The sequence below is a fragment of the Hydrogenovibrio sp. SC-1 genome, assembly GCF_002848135.1.
Taxonomy (GTDB): domain Bacteria; phylum Pseudomonadota; class Gammaproteobacteria; order Thiomicrospirales; family Thiomicrospiraceae; genus Hydrogenovibrio.
Window position 1 is genome coordinate 20,779 of record NZ_PKGB01000004.1, and the last position, 22,680, is coordinate 43,458.

At 43.0% G+C, this 22,680-nt stretch carries 19 protein-coding genes; 13 read left to right on the forward strand and 6 right to left on the reverse strand.

Annotation, left to right across the window (positions count from 1 at the left end; translation table 11 throughout):
• Positions 1 to 178: 178 nt before the first annotated feature.
• The 4 genes from CYQ88_RS03055 to CYQ88_RS03070 form a co-directional block, all read right to left on the reverse strand.
• Positions 179 to 1,903, reverse strand: a complete 1,725-nt coding sequence (locus CYQ88_RS03055; protein WP_101840015.1) for a proline--tRNA ligase — start codon at positions 1,901 to 1,903, stop codon at positions 179 to 181.
• Positions 1,904 to 1,997: 94 nt separating this feature from the next.
• Entirely contained in the window at positions 1,998 to 2,543 is a 546-nt protein-coding gene (locus CYQ88_RS03060; protein WP_101839881.1) for a hypothetical protein, read from the reverse strand.
• On the reverse strand, positions 2,527 to 4,980 hold the full coding sequence (locus tag CYQ88_RS03065; RefSeq protein ID WP_158235997.1) for an EAL domain-containing protein: 2,454 nt from the start codon (positions 4,978 to 4,980) through the stop codon (positions 2,527 to 2,529). The genes CYQ88_RS03060 and CYQ88_RS03065 overlap by 17 nt, the downstream gene beginning before the upstream one ends.
• 77 nt (positions 4,981 to 5,057) lie before the next feature.
• Positions 5,058 to 5,249, reverse strand: a complete 192-nt coding sequence (locus CYQ88_RS03070; protein WP_101839883.1) for a hypothetical protein — start codon at positions 5,247 to 5,249, stop codon at positions 5,058 to 5,060.
• A 236-nt stretch (positions 5,250 to 5,485) separates the two neighbouring features.
• On the opposite strand from CYQ88_RS03070, the gene CYQ88_RS03075 reads away from it, so the two are divergent.
• Positions 5,486 to 6,844 carry an anti-phage deoxyguanosine triphosphatase gene (locus tag CYQ88_RS03075; protein ID WP_101839884.1) on the forward strand — a complete coding sequence of 453 codons (1,359 nt, stop codon included), beginning with the start codon at positions 5,486 to 5,488 and terminating at the stop codon, positions 6,842 to 6,844.
• Here the strand turns inward: CYQ88_RS03075 and queG are convergent.
• Positions 6,817 to 8,034 (reverse strand): tRNA epoxyqueuosine(34) reductase QueG, encoded by a 1,218-nt coding sequence (gene queG / locus CYQ88_RS03080; protein ID WP_101839885.1) that lies wholly within the window; start codon positions 8,032 to 8,034, stop codon positions 6,817 to 6,819. The genes CYQ88_RS03075 and queG overlap by 28 nt on opposite strands.
• Before the next feature lie 120 nt (positions 8,035 to 8,154).
• On the opposite strand from queG, the gene tsaE reads away from it, so the two are divergent.
• From tsaE to CYQ88_RS03135, 11 genes are all read left to right on the forward strand, one after another.
• Positions 8,155 to 8,682 carry a tRNA (adenosine(37)-N6)-threonylcarbamoyltransferase complex ATPase subunit type 1 TsaE gene (gene tsaE / locus CYQ88_RS03085; protein ID WP_101839886.1) on the forward strand — a complete coding sequence of 176 codons (528 nt, stop codon included), beginning with the start codon at positions 8,155 to 8,157 and terminating at the stop codon, positions 8,680 to 8,682.
• Positions 8,683 to 8,700: 18 nt separating this feature from the next.
• Positions 8,701 to 10,182 (forward strand): N-acetylmuramoyl-L-alanine amidase, encoded by a 1,482-nt coding sequence (locus CYQ88_RS03090; RefSeq protein WP_101839887.1) that lies wholly within the window; start codon positions 8,701 to 8,703, stop codon positions 10,180 to 10,182.
• Between the two features lie 176 nt (positions 10,183 to 10,358).
• Positions 10,359 to 12,176 carry a DNA mismatch repair endonuclease MutL gene (gene mutL, locus CYQ88_RS03095; protein WP_101840016.1) on the forward strand — a complete coding sequence of 606 codons (1,818 nt, stop codon included), beginning with the start codon at positions 10,359 to 10,361 and terminating at the stop codon, positions 12,174 to 12,176.
• Entirely contained in the window at positions 12,177 to 13,157 is a 981-nt protein-coding gene (gene miaA / locus CYQ88_RS03100) for a tRNA (adenosine(37)-N6)-dimethylallyltransferase MiaA (protein WP_233188796.1), read from the forward strand.
• Between the two features lie 235 nt (positions 13,158 to 13,392).
• Positions 13,393 to 13,662, forward strand: a complete 270-nt coding sequence (hfq, locus tag CYQ88_RS03105) for an RNA chaperone Hfq (RefSeq protein WP_101839888.1) — start codon at positions 13,393 to 13,395, stop codon at positions 13,660 to 13,662.
• A 123-nt stretch (positions 13,663 to 13,785) separates the two neighbouring features.
• Positions 13,786 to 15,135 (forward strand): ribosome rescue GTPase HflX, encoded by a 1,350-nt coding sequence (gene hflX / locus CYQ88_RS03110; protein WP_101839889.1) that lies wholly within the window; start codon positions 13,786 to 13,788, stop codon positions 15,133 to 15,135.
• A 64-nt stretch (positions 15,136 to 15,199) separates the two neighbouring features.
• The gene (gene hflK / locus CYQ88_RS03115) at positions 15,200 to 16,417 is read left to right on the forward strand and encodes an FtsH protease activity modulator HflK (protein ID WP_101839890.1); all 1,218 of its coding nucleotides are present in this window, start codon (positions 15,200 to 15,202) and stop codon (positions 16,415 to 16,417) included.
• A gap of 1 nt (position 16,418) precedes the next feature.
• Entirely contained in the window at positions 16,419 to 17,276 is an 858-nt protein-coding gene (hflC, locus tag CYQ88_RS03120; RefSeq protein WP_101839891.1) for a protease modulator HflC, read from the forward strand.
• 79 nt (positions 17,277 to 17,355) lie between these two features.
• Entirely contained in the window at positions 17,356 to 17,541 is a 186-nt protein-coding gene (locus tag CYQ88_RS03125; protein WP_101839892.1) for a DUF2065 domain-containing protein, read from the forward strand.
• 10 nt (positions 17,542 to 17,551) lie between these two features.
• A complete protein-coding gene (locus CYQ88_RS03130; RefSeq protein WP_101839893.1) occupies positions 17,552 to 18,733 on the forward strand; it encodes an ATP phosphoribosyltransferase regulatory subunit in 1,182 nt (393 codons plus the stop codon).
• 92 nt (positions 18,734 to 18,825) lie between these two features.
• The gene (locus CYQ88_RS03135) at positions 18,826 to 20,145 is read left to right on the forward strand and encodes an adenylosuccinate synthase (RefSeq protein ID WP_101839894.1); all 1,320 of its coding nucleotides are present in this window, start codon (positions 18,826 to 18,828) and stop codon (positions 20,143 to 20,145) included.
• A gap of 49 nt (positions 20,146 to 20,194) precedes the next feature.
• On the opposite strand, the gene CYQ88_RS03140 is transcribed toward CYQ88_RS03135, so the two are convergent.
• Complete coding sequence (locus tag CYQ88_RS03140; RefSeq protein ID WP_101839895.1) at positions 20,195 to 20,551, reverse strand: response regulator; 357 nt, start codon at positions 20,549 to 20,551, stop codon at positions 20,195 to 20,197.
• Between the two features lie 137 nt (positions 20,552 to 20,688).
• On the opposite strand from CYQ88_RS03140, the gene CYQ88_RS03145 reads away from it, so the two are divergent.
• The gene (locus tag CYQ88_RS03145) at positions 20,689 to 22,599 is read left to right on the forward strand and encodes a SurA N-terminal domain-containing protein (RefSeq protein ID WP_101839896.1); all 1,911 of its coding nucleotides are present in this window, start codon (positions 20,689 to 20,691) and stop codon (positions 22,597 to 22,599) included.
• Positions 22,600 to 22,680 lie beyond the last annotated feature (81 nt).

Consider the following 22,680-nt stretch of genomic DNA (forward strand, 5'->3'; position numbering starts at 1 on the left):
ATTAAAGCGTTTCAGAGTACAAAAGCATGACAACCCTTGCAGTATTTGCTATTTTTTATGGTTGTCATGAACCACACAGTATTATCTTTTATTGCATTATAGGGTAAAAAATGCATTGAGAGTAGTCTTCATCTAACCGATGCTAATCAGTAATTTTTATCAATATGAATAGTTTTTTTTAAAGTCCTAATTTGTCCAGCAAAAATGGGATAAGCTCGGCTTCGGCAATGTCTTGTGAATCACTGTCACGACGATGTTTATACTCAATTTCACCTTTATCCAAACCGCGTTCACCAATGACAATCCGGTGCGGAATCCCGATTAACTCCATATCGTTAAACATCACGCCAGGACGCTCTTTACGATCGTCTAACAGAACATCAACTCCTTTTGACTTTAAATCCTTGTACAAGGCTAAAGTCGCTGCTTCAACGCGAGGGGATTTATGCATTTGCATCGGCACAATACAGACCTGGAAAGGGGCGATGGCTTCAGGCCAAATAATGCCTTTTTCATCATGGTTCTGCTCGATGGCAGCAGCCACCACACGAGTAACGCCGATGCCATAGCAGCCCATTTCTAAAATTTGCGCACGGCTGTTTTCGTTTAAAACGTTTGCGTTTAAGGCTTTTGAATATTTATTGCCAAGCTGGAAAATATGGCCAACTTCAATGCCGCGGCGAATTTCAAGAGTGCCTTTCCCACAAGGACTTGGATCACCTTTAACTACGTTACGAAGATCTGCAACTTCTGTGATATGCGCATCGCGTTCCCAGTTAGCCCCTTGATAATGAAAGCCATCCTTATTGGCACCACAAATAAAGTCCGTTAGGTGTGCTGCAGAACGATCTACTATCACAGGGATATTTTTTTCAACTAAGTCAATAGGGCCAATTGAACCTGTATGGCAGCCTAATGTATCCATGATTTCGGCATCGGTTGCCATTTCGAGTGGAGACGCAATCTGAGGCAGTTTCTCAGCTTTAATTTCGTTTAACTGGTGATCACCACGAAGCACCAAGGCAATAATGGGTGCCTCAGGCTGAGCGCCTTTGACAATCAGCGTCTTTGCCACTTGAGTTGGCGAAACGCTTAAAAATTGACACACTTCATCAATGCTATGTTGATTCGGGGTCGCAATTTCGGTTAAGTCTTGACTGGCCTTCGCGCGGGGAGCACTCGGTGCCATGGCTTCCGCTAATTCGACATTGGCGGCATAATCCGATTCGGTTGAGAAAGCTATATCATCCTCACCAGAATCCGCCAGCACGTGAAATTCATGAGACCCCTCTCCGCCAATTGAACCGGTATCGGCCTGAACGGCTCTAAAATTCAAACCAATACGGCTGAAAATGCGGTGATAAGTCTCAAACATTACATCATAGGTTTGTTGCAAACTGTCCGTATCCATATGGAATGAATAGGCATCTTTCATAATAAATTCTCGAGAGCGCATCACGCCGAAACGCGGGCGAATTTCATCACGGAATTTGGTTTGAATTTGATAAAAATTCGCAGGGAGCTGTTTATAACTGCGAATTTCTTTACGAACTAAGTCGGTAATGATTTCTTCGTGGGTCGGGCCTAACGCAAAGTCCCGTTGATGCCGATCTTTAAAACGCAATAATTCAGGGCCATAATCGTCTGCTCGCCCCGATTCATCCCACAACTCCATCGGTTGAACCACTGGCATCAAACACTCTTGTGCGCCTGCAGCATCCATTTCTTCACGAATAATGGCTTCAACTTTACGTAAAACCTTGACGCCTAAGGGCAACCAGTTATAAAGCCCACCAGCCAGCGGGCGAATAATGCCCGCTCTCAACATCAATTGGTGACTAATGACAACCGCATCAGCAGGGGTTTCACGAGTGGTAGCAAGCAGTAAGGAAGAGGTTTTCATAGCAAACAGGTGGCCTTTCAAAAAATGAGAATTCAAAAGACGCTATTTTAGCATGAAATTTCCTTCAGGTTTGCGGATGGCTGTAATGTCTTAATTAATCAACCAGCCAGTGCCCGACATAGGAGAAGATGCCAATCATAATGCCTGTGACAAACTGAGCATGGACGAGATAGGAAAACTGTTTTAATTGGCGGGGAGAAAAGCGCCAGCGTAAGAAAAACCCAAAAAGTCCTTGCCAAATTAATAATCCCAAAACGACTTGAAATAATAGTATTTCGAGATGCCAACCCACCAAGGCAATATGTAACAAGATGACAGCTAAGGTTGCGATGCCAACATAAGCATGGGTTTTGTTTAATGGAATCAGCACCGTGCGAATAAGCGAGTTGGAGAGGTCGTTAATAGAGCCTGGAATCAGTCTTTGGGCAAAGCTACCTTTTGCGGACATGAGTTTTAATAGGGTTCGAGCATAAATAAACACTAATAACCAAAGCGCCACTTCTCCTATTTCTTCACCGACTTCATTTAAAAAAGTTTCAGGATGATCAGGGTGTGAATATCCTTGCATTGTCCAATAATAGCCAATGGCAATTAAAAAGGTGATAAAGGTGTAAACGACAAGTTTATGAAGCGATGACATGGGTATTCTTTAATTGCGCTTCAAATTCTATCTGAGGTTGCGGTTTACCAAAATAATAACCTTGGTAGTTTTGGCAGCCCATTCGAGCCAAAGTTTGTTGGTGTTCACTGGTTTCAACCCCTTCGGCAATAACACTCAAATTTAAACTATCGGATAAGGCAATAATGGTTTGGGCAATGGCCTTATCATTTTCATCAACCAGTAGGTCACGAATAAACCCTTGATCGATTTTTAGTTGATCTAACGGAAGTCGTTTTAAATAGGTCAACGAAGAATAACCCGTGCCGAAATCATCTAACGAGAAGCTAACGCCTTTGGCTTTTAAAGCGGTCATTTTGCTAATGGCCTCATCTACCGATGAAAGAAACAGGCTTTCGGTTAACTCCAGTTTTAAGTGGTGGCTGAATTCAGGTTCAAGTAACTCGCTTACTTGAGACTCGAACTCAGCAAGGTGGAATTGTTTTGCGCTGACATTGACGGCAAGCGTTAAGTGATTTAAATCAGGATTACTTGACCATTGTTTTAGAATGTCACAAGCTTGGGTGAGTACCCAATGACCAATAGGAACAATCAGCCCCGTTTCTTCAGCTAAAGGGATAAAGCTGATAGGGGAGATTAGACCCTTTTCGGGGTGTCGCCAACGAATAAGTGCTTCCGCGCCAATAATTTTTGCTTGTGAATTCACTTGCGGTTGTAAGAACAGTTCAAATTCTTGGCGATTAATGGCTTGTCTTAAAGCGCTTTCAAGCTCGGTTCGGGCACTTAGCAAACTTTGCATTTCCGGATCAAAGAAACGTAGGTTATTTCGTCCATTCTCTTTGGCTTGATACATGGCTAGTTCGGCATGTTTAAAGACTTCTTCTTGAGTGTTTGGACCGCCATTAAACAAGGTGATCCCTAAACTACAACTGGTTTGGTATTCATGTTCGCCAATATAAAAGGCTTGCTGAATCAAGCGGAGTAGCTTTCGCCCAAACTTTTCGGCGAGTTCCAGTGCGGAAGCTTGGGTATGATTGAGCATCGATATTAAGACGACAAATTCATCTCCACCAAATCGGCCTAAGGTGGCATCTTCTGGCAAAATAGTATGAATACGTTCCGCAAGTAGCTTTAATAAAGCATCGCCCACTTCATAGCCTTGGGTGTCGTTGAGTTGTTTGAAATTATCTAAATCAATTAAAATTAACGCGCCAATAGTTCCTTGGGATTTGCAGCTATCGATCGCATTGGTCAATTGCGTTTGCATCAGTCGCCGGTTAGGTAGTTGAGTTAACACATCATATTGTGCTAAATATTCGGCTTCAGATTTGGCTTCTTTGAACTCAGTAATGTCCAGACAATGACCAATAAATCCTGAAAACTGGCCGCTACTATCATAGTGTGGACTGGCTTCTTCCAATATTGAGCGTATTTGTCCATCATGGCGCTTCATGCGATAAACCAAACTAAACTTTTCGTGTTTGCTATAGGCTTGGGAAAGGGTTTGCTGGTAAAAACTTCGATCTTCGTTGTCGATATTTGAGGGTTTGTCTTGGGCAAGGGCTTGTTCAAGCGATAGGTCAACAAATTCTAACCAAGGCTGGTTAAAGAAGGTGTAGCGCCTTGAAGCATCTGCTAACCAAATCATGACTTGACCGTTATTGGTAACAGACCGATAGAGCGCTTCATTTTCTAATAAAGCTTTTTCTTGCCGGTCATGTTCAGATTTGAGCTTCGATTCTCTACGCCAACCAAAAGTAAGCCCCATGACACCGATAATCCATACTGCAAGATGAGACAGTTGCATTTCAAATTTACGCTGGGTTTCTCGCTCTAAAAAAGGAGCCATTGGCACAAAAGTACTGATGCCACCACGGATTTGCCCCACTTGATAACCTTGGTGAGCATGGCACTTCATACAGGTCTTTTCAACCATTAGTGGCCGAATCAAGCGCATATACGGTTGACCCTGTATTAAGCTAATTTCTTGAATGGGTTCTGCATTTTGTTCAAATTGTTTTAGAGCCGTGATTTCCCAGGCATCAGCTTTATTGTGTGGGTTTAACAAATTTAAACTGGTGAGGTGGGTTTTAATGCCATATTCATCGCCAAATTGCGATTGCATATCTCTTAACATATAGGCAGGGTTGACTAGGGTTAATTTTTTACCACTGGTGGTAACCACATCCCGTTCAGGGATATCAAGGTAGGGGTTGGGTGGGGTCTTATCTGTCGGTGGGACATAGACGCCGCCGTGAGATGCCCCCCATTTTCTAAAGCTAACGTCCTTATTGACCGTCGCTAGAGCTGCAGAGCTAGCAGCTTGCCAAGTAGCATGCTCTAAACCATGGAGATTATAAAACCAAGACCCTAGAATCAGACCGCTCCAAAGCGCCACAATGAGGCTATATTTTTTGACTAAGGATCTAGGCAAGCGACCTTCAATTTGCCAGTGCATACCAATTCCTTTCAAGCGCTGCTCTGTTGGCAGTTGCATTGATAATATCTAACATTGATATGGGGTATCGGTAAGGGCTACTGATACTTTTCTTTGCACTTTTCAATGGCTTGCCAGTAGGCCGCATTATTATTGGTAGGCTTATCACTGTTGTCCCAAAGGGCGCTGGCTTTCTCTTTACAGTCTCTGAATTCGGAATTTACACAGCCTGAAAGCCACAGAAAACTACTGAGTAGGGCGAATAACCCCAATTTGCTTAAACTTTTCATAAAACCTCACTGTCAATTGCGGGCGCTAAAAATAAAAGGCATCCTTTGCAAATGTCAGAGTGCTGTCGGGCGTTATGGAATTGAATTTTCTATAGCCTGACTTTTTTAAGTGCAAGTTTAGCAAATTCTCATAAAAAGCAAAGCATTTATCTCATCATAACTTCCAGAATGCTTGTGATTCAGATGACATCGCTTCATAATGACCGGGGTTTTCAGCTATTTGTTCAGGAGTCGTCATGCATCAAGCACAGTCAGAATCACTAGATTGGACACAACGCTATACTGATTTTTTATCAAATCAACCTTCACGTGAGCCGAGGATCGTTTATCAACGAGATCGTGCAAGAGTTATTCACTCGGCTTCTTTTCGACGATTGCAAGCAAAAACGCAAATTTTTGGATTGAACGAGTCGGATTTTTATCGCACCCGTTTAACCCACTCTATGGAAGTCGCACAGATTGGTTCTGGGTTGGTTGAACAATTGATTACGGTTGGACAGGGGAAAGCCTATTTGGATTGGCTCCCGTCATTCTATTTGATTGAAGCGATTTGTTTGGCGCATGATTTAGGCCATCCACCTTATGGCCATGGCGGCGAGGTTGCACTCAATTATATGATGCGAAATCATGGCGGCTTTGAAGGTAATGCACAAACATTACGGATTTTGGTGCGGTTAGGAGAATATACACCCAAAAATGGTATTGATCTATCACGACGCGCCACTTTAGGCGTCTTAAAATATCCTGCAATTTATGATGATGTGGTCTCTCATAACATCGAATATCAACCATACTTGGCAACTCCTGATGCATTCGATTTTAAAACCCTAGATATGAGTCGTTGGCATCCACCCAAAGCCAGTGTCTACCAGGAAGAAAAAGCACAGTTTGATTGGGTGTTAGCTATATTTTCTGAAGCCGATAGAAAGCGCTTTACCCAACTACAAGCACCGAAAAGTGGCTTTCCAAAAACGCAATATAAAGCGCTTGATACCACCTTGATGGAATTGGCCGATGATATTGCCTATGGCATTCACGATTTAGAGGATGCGGTGGCAATGGGGATGGTGTCGAGAGATTTATGGCAAACCGAAGTGATGGAGCAACCTGAGTTTAAAACCTATGCGCTTTGGGATGAGACGATGACGCAACGCTTGTTTAGTGATCGCTCTAAAGACCGTAAACACGCCATTAGCAAGATGGTCGGTATTATGGTCGAAAGCATTTATATGGATGAAAACAGCGCATTTGAACATCCTTTGTTGCGTTATCAGGCGCGGTTGGGGAAGGCAGAAATGGCCGTTTTGGAGTTGCTAAAACGTTTCGTTTATCAACATGTGATTACCCTGCCAGAAGTGAAAGGAATGGAATATAAAGGGCAATTGATTGTATTGGATTTGTTTAAATCCCTAAGAGCCAATCCGCAAGCTTTATTGCCGAGAAATACTTTTGAGCGGTTTGATAAAGCAGAATCGGAAAGAGCGCAACATCGTATTTTATCCGATTATATTGCAGGCATGACCAATACCTATGCCTCACGATTGTATGAAAAGTTTTTTACTGCGTCTCAAGGTTCGATTTTTGATCGTATTTGATGGATTGGAATGGCTTTAAGTGATTTGGGTAAATAGTATTTAGCCGCTACAGCAGGGCGATTAGGCGTGCTAAAATGACCAGGCCTGGTGGTTTTGGGTGGTTTTTTTTGTTTTTGCTTTTGGACGTTTAGTGCCCACAGTCGATGGATGTTGACCAGGTCGCTATCGGTTTGTAATTCGGAAAGAGCCGAGATGTTTTCGGCACGATACTCATCATTGCCAATTGCAATACATAAATTCCTAAGCCATTTTAAATAGCCGATGCGCCGGATAGGGGACCCCGCCATTTCGGTTAAAAATTGCGCTTCGTCCCATTGGAGTAACGTCAGCAAGTCAATTTCGTCAAGGGGCGCTTTGGCTTTAAAGGCAGATTCCTGAGTGGATTCGGTAAAACGATTCCAAGGGCAGACTAACTGACAATCATCGCAGCCATAAATTCGATTACCAATCAACGGACGCAGAGCTTCTTCAATCACACCATCATATTCAATGGTTAAATAAGAAATACATCGTCGCGCATCAACCACCGCATTATCGACAATGGCTTGGGTTGGACATTCGTCCATACAAGCGGTACAGGGACCACAGCCTTGACGCGTGAAAGGAGGGTCAGCAGGTAGCGATAAGTTGGTGTAGAGTTCGCCTAAAAAAAACCAAGAGCCCGCACGAGGATGGATTAACAGACTGTTTTTGCCAATAAACCCCAGCCCGGCTTTTTCAGCAACAGGTCTTTCAAGTACGGGAGCCGAATCGCTAAAGGCACGATAATGAAAAGGTGACGTTGCTAATGGTGAGATTTCTTCAACGGCGGTTTCAATTTTTTGTGCCAGTTGTGCCAACCGTTTGCGCATTAGCTTATGATAGTCTTTGTGTAATGCATAACGCGAAATATAGGCTTTGTCAGGCGATTGTAATTGTGAAACGGCAGAATGTGCGTCGCCATCAAAATAATTCATGCGAACTGAAATTAAACTAAGCGTACCGGGTTCTAGTTGTTCTGGACGACTTCGCTTACGCCCGTGTTTCGCCATATAATCCATTTCACCGTGGTATTGATGAGATAGCCAATCTTCAAACAGAGGCTCATAATGCGATAAGTCAATGTCGGAAATGCCAATATCTGCAAACCCGAGTGAGCGTCCCCATTGTTTGATTTGTTGTGTCAGCTGGTATAAAACCGCTTCATCCACTAAAATAGCTCCTAATATTGTGCTGGAAATGGTTGTGATCGTTGAAAGGCTGTTCAACTTTAATTGCTCGTCATCATACCAAATCCGCTGGATTGTCGTTAAAGGATTCTAAAAACTGTTATGACCTTGAATACCGCTTTGCAAATAGACCTGCTTGAAGAAGCCGATACGACCGCGGTAGCTCAGCAGTTTGCTTTGCAACTAGTTGAAGAACCGATGATGGCGCAAGGTATGATGGTCTATTTAGAAGGGGATCTTGGCGCAGGTAAATCCTTTTTTTGTCGCGCATTGATTCAAACCCTTTTACCGGGACAACGGGTGAAAAGTCCAACCTACACCTTGTTGGAAAGTTACGAAACATCGGTTGCAACGCTACTGCACTTTGACTTATACCGTTTATGTGATGCGGAAGAACTCGAGTTTTTGGGAGTTCGAGACTTGTTAACACCGCCTTATTTAGCGTTAGTGGAATGGCCATCTAAGGGGGAAGGGTATCTGGAAAAGGCAGATGTTTTATTGCAGTTTAAAGTTGACGCGCATGGTCGAAAATTGTCGATTAGCGCGCAAAATATGCGTGCTCAGTACTTTGTCAATAAATTGACGAAGAAAATTGGCATGGAACTTGATAATAAGGCTAGCAAACAATAAAACCCTTAGAGGTGTGCAATGACTAGAAAACAAAATATCTCATTATTTCAGCCAGCGTCAATCATTTTATTCGGTATGCTATTGAGTTTGTTAGCGACCAGCGCGTGGTCTAAAATGTCCTTAGAAAAGATGCGCTTGGGTCAAGGTAAGGAAAAGACCCGAGTCGTGTTTGAAGTCAAAGATAATCACCGATTTGAAATTTCAACCCTTAAAAATCCTGCCAGAATTGTGGTGGATTTTTATCAAGCAGACAATAAACTCACTTTTTCAAAAATGAAGTTTTTGGATGCACGTTTGAAACAGGCTAGAGTCAAAAACCAATCTAATCGAGTGCGCGTGGTGCTGGATCTACGCAAAGATTTTGAGTGGGGGTATTTTACGCTTGCCAAAAACAAATCAGGGAACGAGCGTGTTGTGGTGGATATCAAAAATGTTCCATCAAAACCCAAAACCGTTGTTCAGGCGAAAAATACCACGAAGACCATTACGGTTGCTTCTCAGAACCCCAGTGCAAAAGGCCAAGTTGCACTGAAAACATCGACTAAATCAACATCAAATGATATTTCAAAGCATTCAAGCACTCAGGCAATGATGGATAAAAGCAGTGCGGTTTTTGATTACAAGAATCATGATTTAATCGTGGCGATTGATGCAGGTCATGGTGGAAAGGATACTGGCGCCATTGGTTATGGTGGACTTTATGAAAAAGACGTTATCTTAAACTTGGCTTTTAAGTTGAAAAAACAGATTGATGCCCAGCCTGGAATGCGTGCTGTATTAACGCGAGATGAAGATGTGTTTATTCCATTGCATAAACGTGTTAGAAAAGCCCGTGAGCAGGATGCTGATATTTTCTTGTCATTACATGCCGATGCGTTTCATGATAAGCGTGCACGCGGTGGCTCTGTCTATATTTTATCAACCACCGGTGCCAGCAGTGTGATGGCTCGCATTCTTGCACAATCAGAAAATGCGTCTTTACAAGATGTGAAATTGAAGGGGCGGGATGCTGATGTGGCCTTTGTGTTATCAGATTTAACGCGTTCAGCTAATATTCGTGCCAGTAAAAAGTTGGCTAAGTCTGTATTAGGTGAAATGGGTCAGGCGGTTTATTTACATAAAAAATCTGTGCAATCTGCTGACTTCGCAGTACTCAAGTCAATCGATATGCCATCTTTATTAATTGAAACGGCTTTTATTTCAAATCCGAGCGAGGCGAAAAAACTGAAATCGGCATCTTTCCAAACGCAAATGGCGAAATCCATTGTTCGAGGGTTAGGTCAGTTTGTGAAACAAAATGGCAACCAACCACGTTGGGGAGAGCAGCTTTATGTTCATTATCGCGTGCAAAGTGGCGATACCTTGTCAGAAATCGCAGCCAACTATAATCTTTCAACCTATCAGTTGAAAAAAATTAACCGCCTACGCGAGGCCAATAATTTGAAAGTTGGCCAAAAAATACGCATTCCATTATCGGAAGATATTGTTGCCAGCTTGTAAGGTATAAATGGGTACGTTATTCATCTGTATTGATATGGGTGACATGAGGTGCTCATCATCTTAAAAAACTCGTGGCACAAAACGTTATAATGACGCCATCTTAATTATCTAAAGAAAATGCTGTGCCGACTTCCGAACCTTCTTCTCAAATAGACGCTTTCTCTAAACCTTCAAATATGGCAACTGATATTGCCTTGTTGCCATCGCATCTAGCCGACCAAATTGCTGCTGGAGAAGTGGTGGAAAGACCCGCTTCCGTTGTCAAAGAATTATTAGAAAATGCGCTAGATTCTGGCGCAACCCAGATAGAAATTACGATTGAAGAAGGGGGTGAAAAGTTAATTCGCGTGGTCGATAATGGGCGGGGCATTCGTTCAGAGCAGCTATTATTAGCTGTGAGCCGACATGCGACCAGTAAGATTCAGACAGTCGAAGATTTGGCTGCCGTTACTTCATTAGGGTTTCGTGGAGAAGCTTTGGCCAGTATCGCATCGGTATCACGATTTACTTTGATCAGTCAGTATTTTGATGAGACGCATGCATGGCAAATTCGCGGAGAGGGCGAAGGTGCCTGGCAGGAACCGAAGCCAGTAGCGCACCCGAAAGGAACATTGGTCGAAGTTAAGGATCTCTTCTTTAATACCCCTGCGCGAAAGAAATTTTTAAAAAGCGCGCGTGCCGAGTTTATGCAGATTGATCAGTTGGTTAAGCGTGCGATGCTTAGTCGTTTTGATGTTGGCTTTAAATTGGTCCATAACCAGAAAGTGGTTCGTCAAGTTCAGATCTCGGATACTGAAGCGGCAACTCGATTGCGTTTGCAGCAATTGTTGGGTGAGTCATTTGTTGACCAAAGTTTGGCATTAACGTTTGATGCACAGGATATCCGTTTAACGGGTTGGGCGGCTCAGGCAACTTTTAACCGTAGCCAAACGGATATGCAGTTTTTATTTGTCAATGGGCGGATCGTTCGGGATCGACAACTCTCCTATGCGGTGAAACAAGCCTATGCCGATGTGTTATATCATGGCCGTCATCCAGCCTACTGTCTGTTTCTAGAAATTCCCCCTGCTTTAGTGGATGTAAATGTCCATCCCGCAAAATATGAAGTACGCTTTGCCAATGGACGATGGGTTTATGATTTTCTACGACGCTCAGTACGGGAGGCGGTGACGCAACCCCTGGGACGTATGCCTTCGGCGACCAATATTGACAGTCCCGATGAAGTCCCCAAAAATCAACCGGATCATTTTCAAGCAGCTATGCAATTTCAACAGCAGTCGCCAGAAACGGTTGAGCCAATTCCCAGTGTTGAATCGTTGTTTGGTCATGAACTGTCAGACCCACAGCGTCTAGCAGAACCTTCTCAAACCTATCCGGTGGGGAAGGATCAAAAAACTGAAGATGGTGGTGCCCCGCCGTTGGGTTATGCTAAGGCTCAAATTAAAGGGGTCTTTATTTTGGCCGAAAACGACGCTGGCTTGGTACTTGTTGATATGCATGCCGCTCACGAGCGCATTGTTTACGAGCGCTTAAAACAACAGTGGTACCAAGACCGTCTGATTTGTCAGCCGCTATTAGTGCCAATGGTGGTGCCGTTAACTGCCTCAGAAATATCCATCTGGCAAATGCATCAACCTGAGTTTGAAAAACTGGGGTTTGAAGCGGAATCGTTTGGACCAGAACAGTTAAAATTAACGACCGTTCCCAGTTTATTGGTTAAGTCTAATGTGGTTCAACTATTTCACGATATGTTGGCGGACTTTGCGGTTATGGGGCGGTCACAGAGAGTTGAAGAGCATCTAAATGCTCTTTTAAGTACCATGGCCTGCCATGGTTCGGTTAGAGCGAATCGTCAACTCACTTTGGCTGAAATGAATGCGTTATTGCGCGATATGGAAGCCACCGACAGTTCTGCACAGTGTAATCATGGGCGTCCGACTTGGATTCAGTTATCTATGGGGCAACTGGATAGTTTATTTATGAGGGGACAGTAGGTGTTAAGCACGCTAGCAGTAGAGAAACTCATTGAGAATAAAATCTGTTTGGCGATTATGGGGCCAACCGCTTCAGGCAAGAGTGGATTATCTATGGCGCTCGCGCAGCAGTTCCCGATTGAAGTGATTAGTGTTGATTCCGCATTGATATATCGGGGGATGGACATTGGCACGGCGAAACCGACAGTAGATGAGCTAAAAGCGGTACCTCATCATTTGATTGATATTTTGGAACCGACAGAGCAGTATTCAGCCGCTGATTTTATTGAGGATGTGACTCGATTGGTGGCCGAAATTTTTCAACGAGGTCGGTTGCCCGTCTTGGTTGGCGGTACTATGATGTACTTTAATGCCTTGCAGCAAGGCATCGCGCAATTGCCATCCGCCAACCCTGAGATTCGGCAAAAAATCTACCAGGCCTGGCAGCAAAACCCACAAGCGGTACATGAAAAATTACAAGCCATAGACCCGGTTGCCGCAAATCGAATTCATGCCAACGATTCTCAAAGATTGGTTCGGGCATTAGAAGTGTATGAGTTAACGGGGCAATCGTTAACCGAAGCGCAAAAAGCAGGGAAACAAACCATGCTTGAAGCTTTCCAGTTAGCGAAGGTGGCGTTACTTCCTGAAGATCGCAAGCAATTACACGCTAAAATCGCTCAACGGTTTCAGCAAATTTTGGCAGATGGATTTTTAAAAGAGGCCGAACGGGTGTTTTCTGATCCGGGTATGCATGCGGATTTACCCGCTGTTCGTAGTGTCGGCTATCGTCAAGCCTGGTTATTTTTTGAGCAGGTATATGACTATGACACCTTTGTTGAAAAGAGTGTCGTGGCGACCCGCCAATTGGCAAAACGCCAAATGACTTGGCTTCGTAAAGAAAGTGATTTACTGACATTGGATCCTTTTCAATTGTCTATAGAACAGCAAGTTGAAACTGTTATTGAGTATTTGCAAACGTTCTGCGGAACGCCAAGCTGAATGACAGGTTTCTCCATTATGAATTAGCGCTTTGTCATTCAGTGGTCAATGGGATTAGATGCAGCCGTCAACGGGTATCGGTTTTAAAAAAATATGATATGAATAGTCATTATGGTATGATTTATAGGTTTTAAAAGCAGACTAGACAAGAGATCCATCTGTCAGTATTGTTCATAACAAAAAAAGCTGAAGCATCAGCTTAAATAAATGTAAATGATTTTTTAGGGGATAAACAATGGATAATAAAAAGCCAGCAAAGGCGTTACCGATACAAGATCCGTATTTGAATGCATTGCGGAAAGAACGCATCAATGTCGCGATTTATTTGGTGAATGGGGTTAAGTTACAAGGTCGAGTCGATTCTTTTGATCAATTTGTGGTTTTATTGCGAAGCAATGTGACGCAAATGGTTTATAAACATGCGATTTCAACTATTGTTCCAGCCAGAGACCCAAAAGCCTATGAGTTTGAAACAGCTCATGCAGATACTCATGCTGCTGGATAATCCATTTTTCATCTCATAATTGTTACTGTTCACTTAAGGGTGAACGGTAACGACCCTTCACAATATCAAGTCATTACTTTCTATCCCACCGTTTGTCATTAAGGTCTTTTAATAAACGAATTTATGGAATTATTTGGAAAACTCGAACAAAAGTTGCTCGAAAGGGCTGTGCTGGTTCATGTGGATTTTTATCATTCAGCCGATCAAGAAGTGTTAGCCGAATTCTATGAATTAGTTGATTCTGCTGGCGCCGAAGTCTTGGAACTGATCACCACTAAACGGGATACGCCCGATGCAAAATTTTTTGTAGGGAAAGGCAAGGCAGAAGAAATTAAAGAAGCGGTCATGACCCATGAAGCCGATGTCGTGATTGTTAATCATGCCTTAAGTCCAGCTCAAGAGCGGAATTTAAGTCAGCTCTTGGACTGCCAGGTGTTGGATCGTGTCGGATTGATTTTGGATATTTTTGCGCAAAGAGCGCGATCTCATGAGGGTAAGTTACAGGTTGAACTGGCACAGTTACGTCGAATGTCAACGCGCTTGGTCAAAGGTTGGACGCATTTGGATCGCCAAGGAGGGATTGGCGCAAGAGGCCCTGGTGAAACACAGTTAGAGACCGATAGACGTTTGGTACAAGGGAAAATAAAACAGCTTGAAGCCAGAATTGAAAAGGTACGTAAACAGCGGAGTTTAGGTCGACGTTCTCGGCAAAAGTCGGATTATCCAACGGTGACCATTATTGGCTATACCAATGCCGGAAAGTCTACTTTATTTAATCTGCTGACACAGGCCAGTGTTTATGCGGAAGATCGCTTGTTCGCAACCTTGGATTCAACGCTTAGAAAAGTTCATTTGCCAGGTGCCGGCCCCATTATTTTGGCCGATACAGTCGGATTCATTCGTCATATTCCCCATGATTTGGTTGCGGCCTTTCGGTCAACTTTAGAAGAAACCCGGGAAGCAGACTTACTGATTCATCTAGTGGATGCAGCAGACCCACATCGCATTGAAAAAATGGCGGATGTCGCAGAAGTCATTAAAGAAGTGGGTGCTGATGATGTCCCGCAGCTAGAGGTGTTTAATAAGATTGATTTATTAACAGAAGGTCAAGTTGAACCTCATCTAGAGTTGAATGAATTGGGTTTGCCGGAAAGGGTTTGGTTGTCAGCTAAAGCTGAGCAAGGAATCCCTTTTCTATTAGAAGGTATTGCCGCGCATTTTAGAGGGCGTTTTATTACCGCAAAGCTGACTTTATCTATGCAGGCTGGAAAGCGACGATCGCAACTCTATCACTTAGGCACCATTCTAGAAGAAGGCTTTGATGAGCAGGGGAATAGTGAATTTAAAATGTGCTTAACAGAAAAGGAATGGCATCAAGTGAGGCAATGGCAAGATGTGTTGAGCTATGAAGAACTGGAACTGGATGAGCATAATCCGATACAAATTGAAGAAACCTGTGTTTCGGGTGATTAAAAGATGACTTTTAACACGATAAAATTTAAAATGTTGTATTCGTTTTTAACCTTTGGAGAAAATAATGGCGTGGAATGAGCCGGGCAAACCAGGACAAGACCCGTGGGGCAATTCAGGCGGTAACAATCGTCCGAATGGTTCTAAAAATCCCAATGGATCGAACCAGGATCCAGATTTAAATGAACTCCTAAAAAAGGCACAAGATTTTTTAGGGGGCGGCAATAATCAATTTGGGGGCGGAAAAGGTACTTGGATTGGCGTCGTTGTTTTAGCCATTATTTGGTTGCTCAGTGGTATTTATACAGTCGACTCTCCAGAAAGAGGGGTGGTAAAACGCTTTGGTGCCTATTCCGAAGAAACTAAAGCCGGGTTACACTGGCACTTGCCTTGGCCAATCGAAACCGTCACCATTGTTAATGTGGACAGAATTCGAACGGCTGAGATTGGTTATCGATCTGATTCCCAAAATCGAAGTGGTAGCGTTTTATCAGAATCGTTAATGCTTTCTAAAGATGAAAATATTGTCGATATTCGGATAGCGGTTCAATACAAGGTTTCAGACGCGAAAAAATATCTTTATGATGTTGCTGAGCCAGATATGACCTTGAGAAGCCTAACTGAAAGTGCATTAAGAGAAGTTGTCGGACGCAATAAAATGGACTTTGTGCTAACGGAAGGTCGTGATGAGGTCGTTTCTAAGGTTCAAAATATTACCCAAAAAAACCTAGAACGGTATAACACTGGATTAATGATTACGTCCTTAAACTTGCAGGATGCACAACCACCTGAACAAGTTCAAGGTGCTTTCTCTGATGTTGTAAAAGCACGAGAAGATCGAGTCCGTTTGATTAGTGAAGCAGAGGCGTATGCGAATGATATCTTGCCTAAAGCAAGGGGGATGGCAGCTCGTCAAATTGAAGAAGCACGTGCATATCGGGATCAGGTTATTGCGAGAGCAACAGGTCAAGCCAGCCGTTTTGAAAGTGTGATGACAGAGTACCAAAAAGCACCCGTAGTGACTCGTGAACGTCTATATCTTGACACTATGACTCGAGTACTGGGCGCAACGTCAAAAGTATTTGTGGGATCTGAAAGTGGGACGAATTTGCTTTACTTACCTTTGGATAAGATGATGTCGAACCAACAAGCTTCTGTTCCGTTTAGTTCTGCGGATCAATCTGCGGTGAAGCCCTCGCCAAATAGTGCTGGAAACATACCTAGTTCTTCCTCTGGCAAAGGAACAAATATTCGTGATCTATTAAGAACAAGGGAGCTTCGTTAAAATGAAAACCGTATTTTCAATATTAGTTGCCGCGCTCCTATTTGTGGGTGGGAATGCTATTTTCACCATTCAACAGGGTGAAACCGGCGTGGTTTTTCGCTTTGGTGAAATTGTGAAAACCGATTTAGAACCAGGCTTGCACTTTAAAATGCCTTTTGTGAACAATGTGCGTAAATTTGATGCGCGTTTGCAAACGTTGGATTCCAGTGCAGAACGTTATTTAACCAGTGAAAAGAAAAACCTGTTGGTTGATTCTTTTGTTGAATGGAAGATTAGCGATACCAAGAAGTTTTATACTTCAATGAATGGGGATATTCGCTTGGCCAATATGCGTTTAGCGCAAATTATGAAAGACAGTTTGAGATCTGAGGTTGGGAATCGAACGGTTCAAGAAGTGATTTCACAGGATCGTAATGTCATTGTTGATAAAATTATTGAACAAACGCGTGTTTCTGTATCTGATTTTGGGATTGATGTGATTGACGTAAAGGTGAAACGGGTTGATTTGCCGCAAAATGTTAGTGAATCGGTTTATCAAAGAATGGAAGCAGAGCGAAACCGAGTGGCTAAAGACTTGCGTTCGCAAGGGGCGGAAGCAGCTGAAAGAATTCGAGCGGATGCGGACCGTCAGAGAACGGTGATTATTGCCGATGCGTATCGAGATGCTGAAATTATTCGCGGGGAAGGGGATGCTCAGTCTGCTGAAATCTATGCGAATGCCTATTCAAAGGATTCGGACTTTTATTCTTTTTATCAAAGTTTAAATGCGTATCAGGAATCGTTTAACAATAAATCTGACATGATGATTGTTGATCCAAAATCTGATTTCTTTAAGTTTTTTAATCAGAAAAATAAGTAAAGTTTGTTTTTAACAATTCTGTATTAAAGGTGGTGATAACCACCTTTTTTATGTCAACTTCATTTACTCGGAGGCCAAAATGGTTGAGACCTTAATCAGTGCATTAGCCTTGGTCTTCGTAATCGAAGGCCTTTTGCCGTTTGCTTTTCCAGCAGTGTGGCGAAGAGGCATGATGGAATTGGCGAAAATGAATGATGGAAAAATACGAGTGATGGGGTTGTTTAGCATTGCCATCGGAATGATTTTATTAATGATGTTCAAGTAAGAAGCGTTTTATGCAACAAAATATTTGGTTTACCCCTGACGGTATTGAAGACTTATTGCCTGATGCGGCTAAAAAATTAGAGTTTTATCGTCGTCAATTGCTCGATCAATTTGAACTCGCGGGCTATGATTTGGTGTTACCGCCTTTAGCAGAATTCACGGATTCTTTGCTGACTGGAAAAGGGCAACATCTCGCCGTTGACACTTGCCGTTTTACCGATCAAGAAAGTGGGAAAATGATGGGTGTACGTGCGGATATGACCCCGCAAGTAGCGCGAATTGCCATAAATCGTTTAAAACAAAGTGGCATAGTACGCCTATGTTATGTGGGCGAGGTTCTTAAGACTCGTAACAATAAAGCGAAAGGTTCTAGAAGTCCAATTGAGATAGGAGCGGAACTCTTTGGTCATTCTGGCGTTGAAAGCGATATTGAAGTGATTGAGTTGATGTTGGCTTCGTTACGTAGCATTGGTTTAAGTGAATTAACCCTAAGTCTAGGGCATGTGGCAATTGTCGATGAGCTGATGCGTTTAGCGGATTTATCTAAAACGCAGCAGCAATTATTGGTCGATATTTTATTGCGAAAGTCGCTTCCTGAATATCAAGCGTTTATTGGTAGTTTAAGTGTTTCGGCGGAGCTTGAGCCCTTCTTTGATGTTTTGCCATCAATGTGTGGTGATGCTAAGACCGTCATTGAACAAATGCAAAGCATGAAAGTGCTTTCAGAAAAAATGAAAACACACTTATGTTATCTGGAAGACGTTTTGCAGTGGTTTGGTGAGTTTACGGGTTTAACCATTCATGTTGATTTAGCGGATTTACGAGGGTATCAATATCATACTGGTATGATTTTTAGTTGTTATGCTTCTGGTCGTAAACTCTATCAACTTGCTCGTGGTGGTCGTTACGATGGTATAGGGTCGGAGTTTGGAACGGCGCAGCTCGCCACCGGATTTAGCCTAGACCTGAGAGGGACACTGGATTTGTTGGCGCTTCCAGAAGCGCAAGCAAAGCGTGTGGTGTTTGCTCCGAATCAATATGATCAAGCATTGAATGACATCATTGAATCGTTGAAACAGCAGAACTGTGTGGTCAAACGCATGTATCAGTTTGAAGACTGTCCAGAAGGTGGTGAGTATTTAACATTGAATAATGGTCAGTGGATTCTACAGACGAAGAATTCCGCTGCATAAGCGAGTATGAGTGTGGGGCGGCAAAGCCCTTCTTCAGATAAACAGAATTTTAAAGCCCCTTTAAATAAGCATAAGAATAAAGAGAAGTATTTATGTCAAAAAAGAATATTGTCATTGTTGGAACCCAGTGGGGAGACGAGGGAAAAGGAAAGATTGTCGATCTCTTAACCGATAGAGTTGCCGCAGTGGTGCGTTTTCAAGGGGGGCATAATGCCGGACATACTTTAGTTATTGACGGTCATAAAACGGTTTTGCATTTGATTCCATCTGGTATTTTACGTGAGACGGTTGAATGCTTTATCGGTAATGGGGTGGTTCTCGCACCAGATGCTTTAGCTAAAGAAGTTTTGCAATTAGAAGAAAGTGGGTTGCAGGTTAAGCATCGTTTAAAGATTAGTGATGCTTGTCCATTAATTTTAGATTATCACGTGGCGTTAGATCAAGCTCGAGAGTTGGCTAGAGGCAATGCTGCGATTGGAACGACAGGCCGAGGTATTGGGCCGGCTTATGAAGATAAGGTCGCACGACGCGGTTTGCGGGCAGGTGACTTTAGAAATATGTCGAAGTTTAAGAAACAATTAGAAGCTACCTTGGCCTATCATAATTTTATGCTCACAGAGTATTATCAGGTTGATCCGGTTGATTTTGACCTGTTGTGGGAAAAGTGCTTAAGTTATGCTGAGCTGATTGTCCCTATGTTAGCGGATATTCCAAACTTGATTGACCAGTATAATAAACAAGGCAAGAACCTTATGTTCGAGGGGGCTCAAGGGACTTTGCTTGATATCGATCATGGAACCTATCCTTATGTAACCTCGTCAAATACTACTGCTGGTGGCGCATCAGCAGGTTCAGGAATTGGCCCTTGCCAGCTAGATTATGTGTTGGGCATTACCAAAGCGTATGCAACACGTGTCGGCGGAGGTCCTTTCCCAACTGAGCTAATCTATGATGTGGCGACTGATAAAGGTGATAGTGTTGGTAAGGAACTCGGGACACGCGGCCGTGAGTTTGGCGCAACAACGGGTCGACAAAGACGTTGTGGTTGGTTTGATGCGGTGGCACTCAGAAGAGCCGCTCAGGTGAATGGTTTAACAGGAGTTTGCTTAACCAAACTCGATGTATTGGATGAGCTTGCGGAAATAAAAGTGTGTACCCATTATCTCGTAGATGGGCAGAAATCATTGCTGCCGCCCTCCAGTGCGGACGATTATGATTTGGTCGAACCTTGCTATGAAGTGCTTCCAGGTTGGCAATGCTCAACAGTTGGTGTTAGCAGCTGGCAAGATTTACCGGCTGCAGCGCAACAGTATATTCAGTTTTTAGAAAAAGAAATGGGAGTAAAGGTCTCGATTTTATCGACGGGTCCAGATCGTTCTGAAACCCTTATTTTAGACGACCCTTTTGTCTAAGCAAGTCTATTAAGCAATCGAAAAAGCAGCCAGGCTTGGCTGCTTTTCCTTAAACAAGCTTTCGAATAATACCCGGTAATTTGTCGGGATCAAATGGCTTGACAATCCATCCGGTTGCACCAAATAACTTTCCTTGTGCTTTCATCTCCGCGCTAGCTTCAGTCGTCATCATCAAAATTGGTGTGAATTTATAACATTCTAAGGCTCGAGCATTTTTCAAAAAGGTTAAGCCATCCATAACCGGCATATTAATATCCGAGATAATCAGGTCAAACTGCGTACTGTTGATTCGATCGAGTGCATCTTGTCCATTTTCAGCAAGGGTCAAATCGAAATCTTTTCCAAGAACCATGGTCACCAGCTTGCGCATTGATGAGGCATCGTCAATATAGAGTACTTTTTTCATTCAATTTGTCTCGTTACGGTATTCGATAAACTTTAGCATAGAATAATGGTTATATCCGCATAAATATCAAAAATTATCTGAAAGCACTGACAGAGATTGATACAATAAATCCTTTATTTTTTATGGGTTAGAAACTGATGTTACAAAGTATTAGAGACCATGCTCAGGGCTGGATTGCTTGGGTGATTGTAAGTTTGATTATTTTAACGTTTGCCTTATTTGGTATTGATCAATATGCACAGGGCGATAAAATCGTTGTGGTGGCAGAGGTCAATGGTGAAGAAGTGACGGCAAATGAGTTTTTATCCCTATATGATCGTCAGAAAAATCGTCTTAAGAATCAATTTGGGGACATGTATGATCAGGTGGTTGATGATGCAGAACTCCGTGATCAGGTGATGGATGCTTTGGTTGAATCTGAAGTGATTCAACAATGGGCATCAGATCACAATATGCGAGTTTCTGATGCGCAAGTCTTTGCCATGATTGAATCTGCTCCGGTCTTTCAAAAAGATGGTCAGTTTGACAAACAACTCTATCAAGATATTTTGATGCGTAATGGTTTGAACATCGCTCGGTTTGAGTATGAGCAGCGTCGATTTATGGTCGAAACACAAAATCGTCAATTAACTATGGCATCTGCGATTGCAACGGATCAACAAGTCAAAAATCTTGCGGCATTGCAATTTCAGCAACGCCAGGTAAATACGCTTCGAATTGATCAGCGTCCATTTATGGAGCAGGCAGTCCCGACAGCTGCTGAAATTGAAAATTATTATCAAGCAAATCAGGATCAGTATCGGGTTCCGGAAAAGGTCAGTATTCAGTATGTTTTGCTGTCACAGGCTGATTTGGCGGAGAAAGTTGAGGTGAACGACCAACAACGCAAAGCTTTTTATGACAATAATAAGGATCAATTTGTTCAGCCGAAACAACGACAAGCTAGTCATATTTTGATTCAGATTAATGAAACCACCTCTGAAGCAGAAGCGAAGAAGCAGATTACCGATATTGCTTCAAAAATTGAAGCGGGAGAGGACTTTGAAGCTTTAGCAAAGGCGCATTCTCAAGATCCCGGTTCTGCGAATATTGGTGGTGATTTAGGTATGTTTCAACAGGGTATGATGGTGCCTGAATTTGACAAAACCGTCTTTTCAATGCAACCTGGTGAAGTGAGTGAACCAATCAAAACCGATTTTGGCTACCACCTAATCAAACTGACTCAGATTCAACCCAAACAAACCCCTGAATATGATGCCGTCAAAGCGGATGTAGAAGCTCAGTTACGTCGCCAGTTAGCTGAGAAGACTTATTTTGAAAAGCTTGAACAATTGAGTACTGTAGCTTATGAGCAAGCTGATGCGATTGAGCCTGCCGCTGATGTAACCGGTTTAAAGGTAAAAACTTCTGAGTTATTTAGTCAGCAAGGTGGAACGGATGAAGTCACTTCCAATCCGAAGGTGATTACGGCCGCTTTTTCAGAAGAGGTGAAGCAGTCTAAATTAAACAGTGCAACGATTGAATTATCGCCGACAGAATCGGTGGTGATTCGAGTTAAAGAAGTCGTTCCTGCGCAGCAGCAGTCATTAGATGACGTGAGTGCTAGTATTGAAAGTGACTTGAAGCGTCAAGCCGGTATTCAGGCTTCTGCTCAAAAGGCGGCAGAGTTACAAGCTCAATTGCAATTGGGTAAGGTCAAAATGGCAGAGTTGGAAGAGGAGGGCGTTGAGTTTGCTCAACTGGGTTGGTTGTCTCGTGAGAATCAATCGGTATTGCCTCAGGTAACGGCAGCTATTTTTAAAGCCCCTAAGCCGCAGGGACAACCGATTTATACCACCTTTGCTATGCCTACTGGCGATTCGATGGTGCTTGAAGTGATGGATGTTAAAGAGGGGGAGCTGCCGAAGCAAGCCGCTTCCCTTTCTCAATTGAAGTCAGCTTTAGTTGAGGTATCGAGTGTCGCAGAGGCCGATGCTCGGGTAAAAGCAATGGTGGCTTCTGCAGAAGTGGTCATTCGTGATAATTATAAGACGATCAATCTAAGATAAGTTTTGATTTTTGATGGGCACTTAGAGTGCCCTATATGAAATCTTCAGTATCTATGCCCAAGCCCACCAGGCCTGGGCATT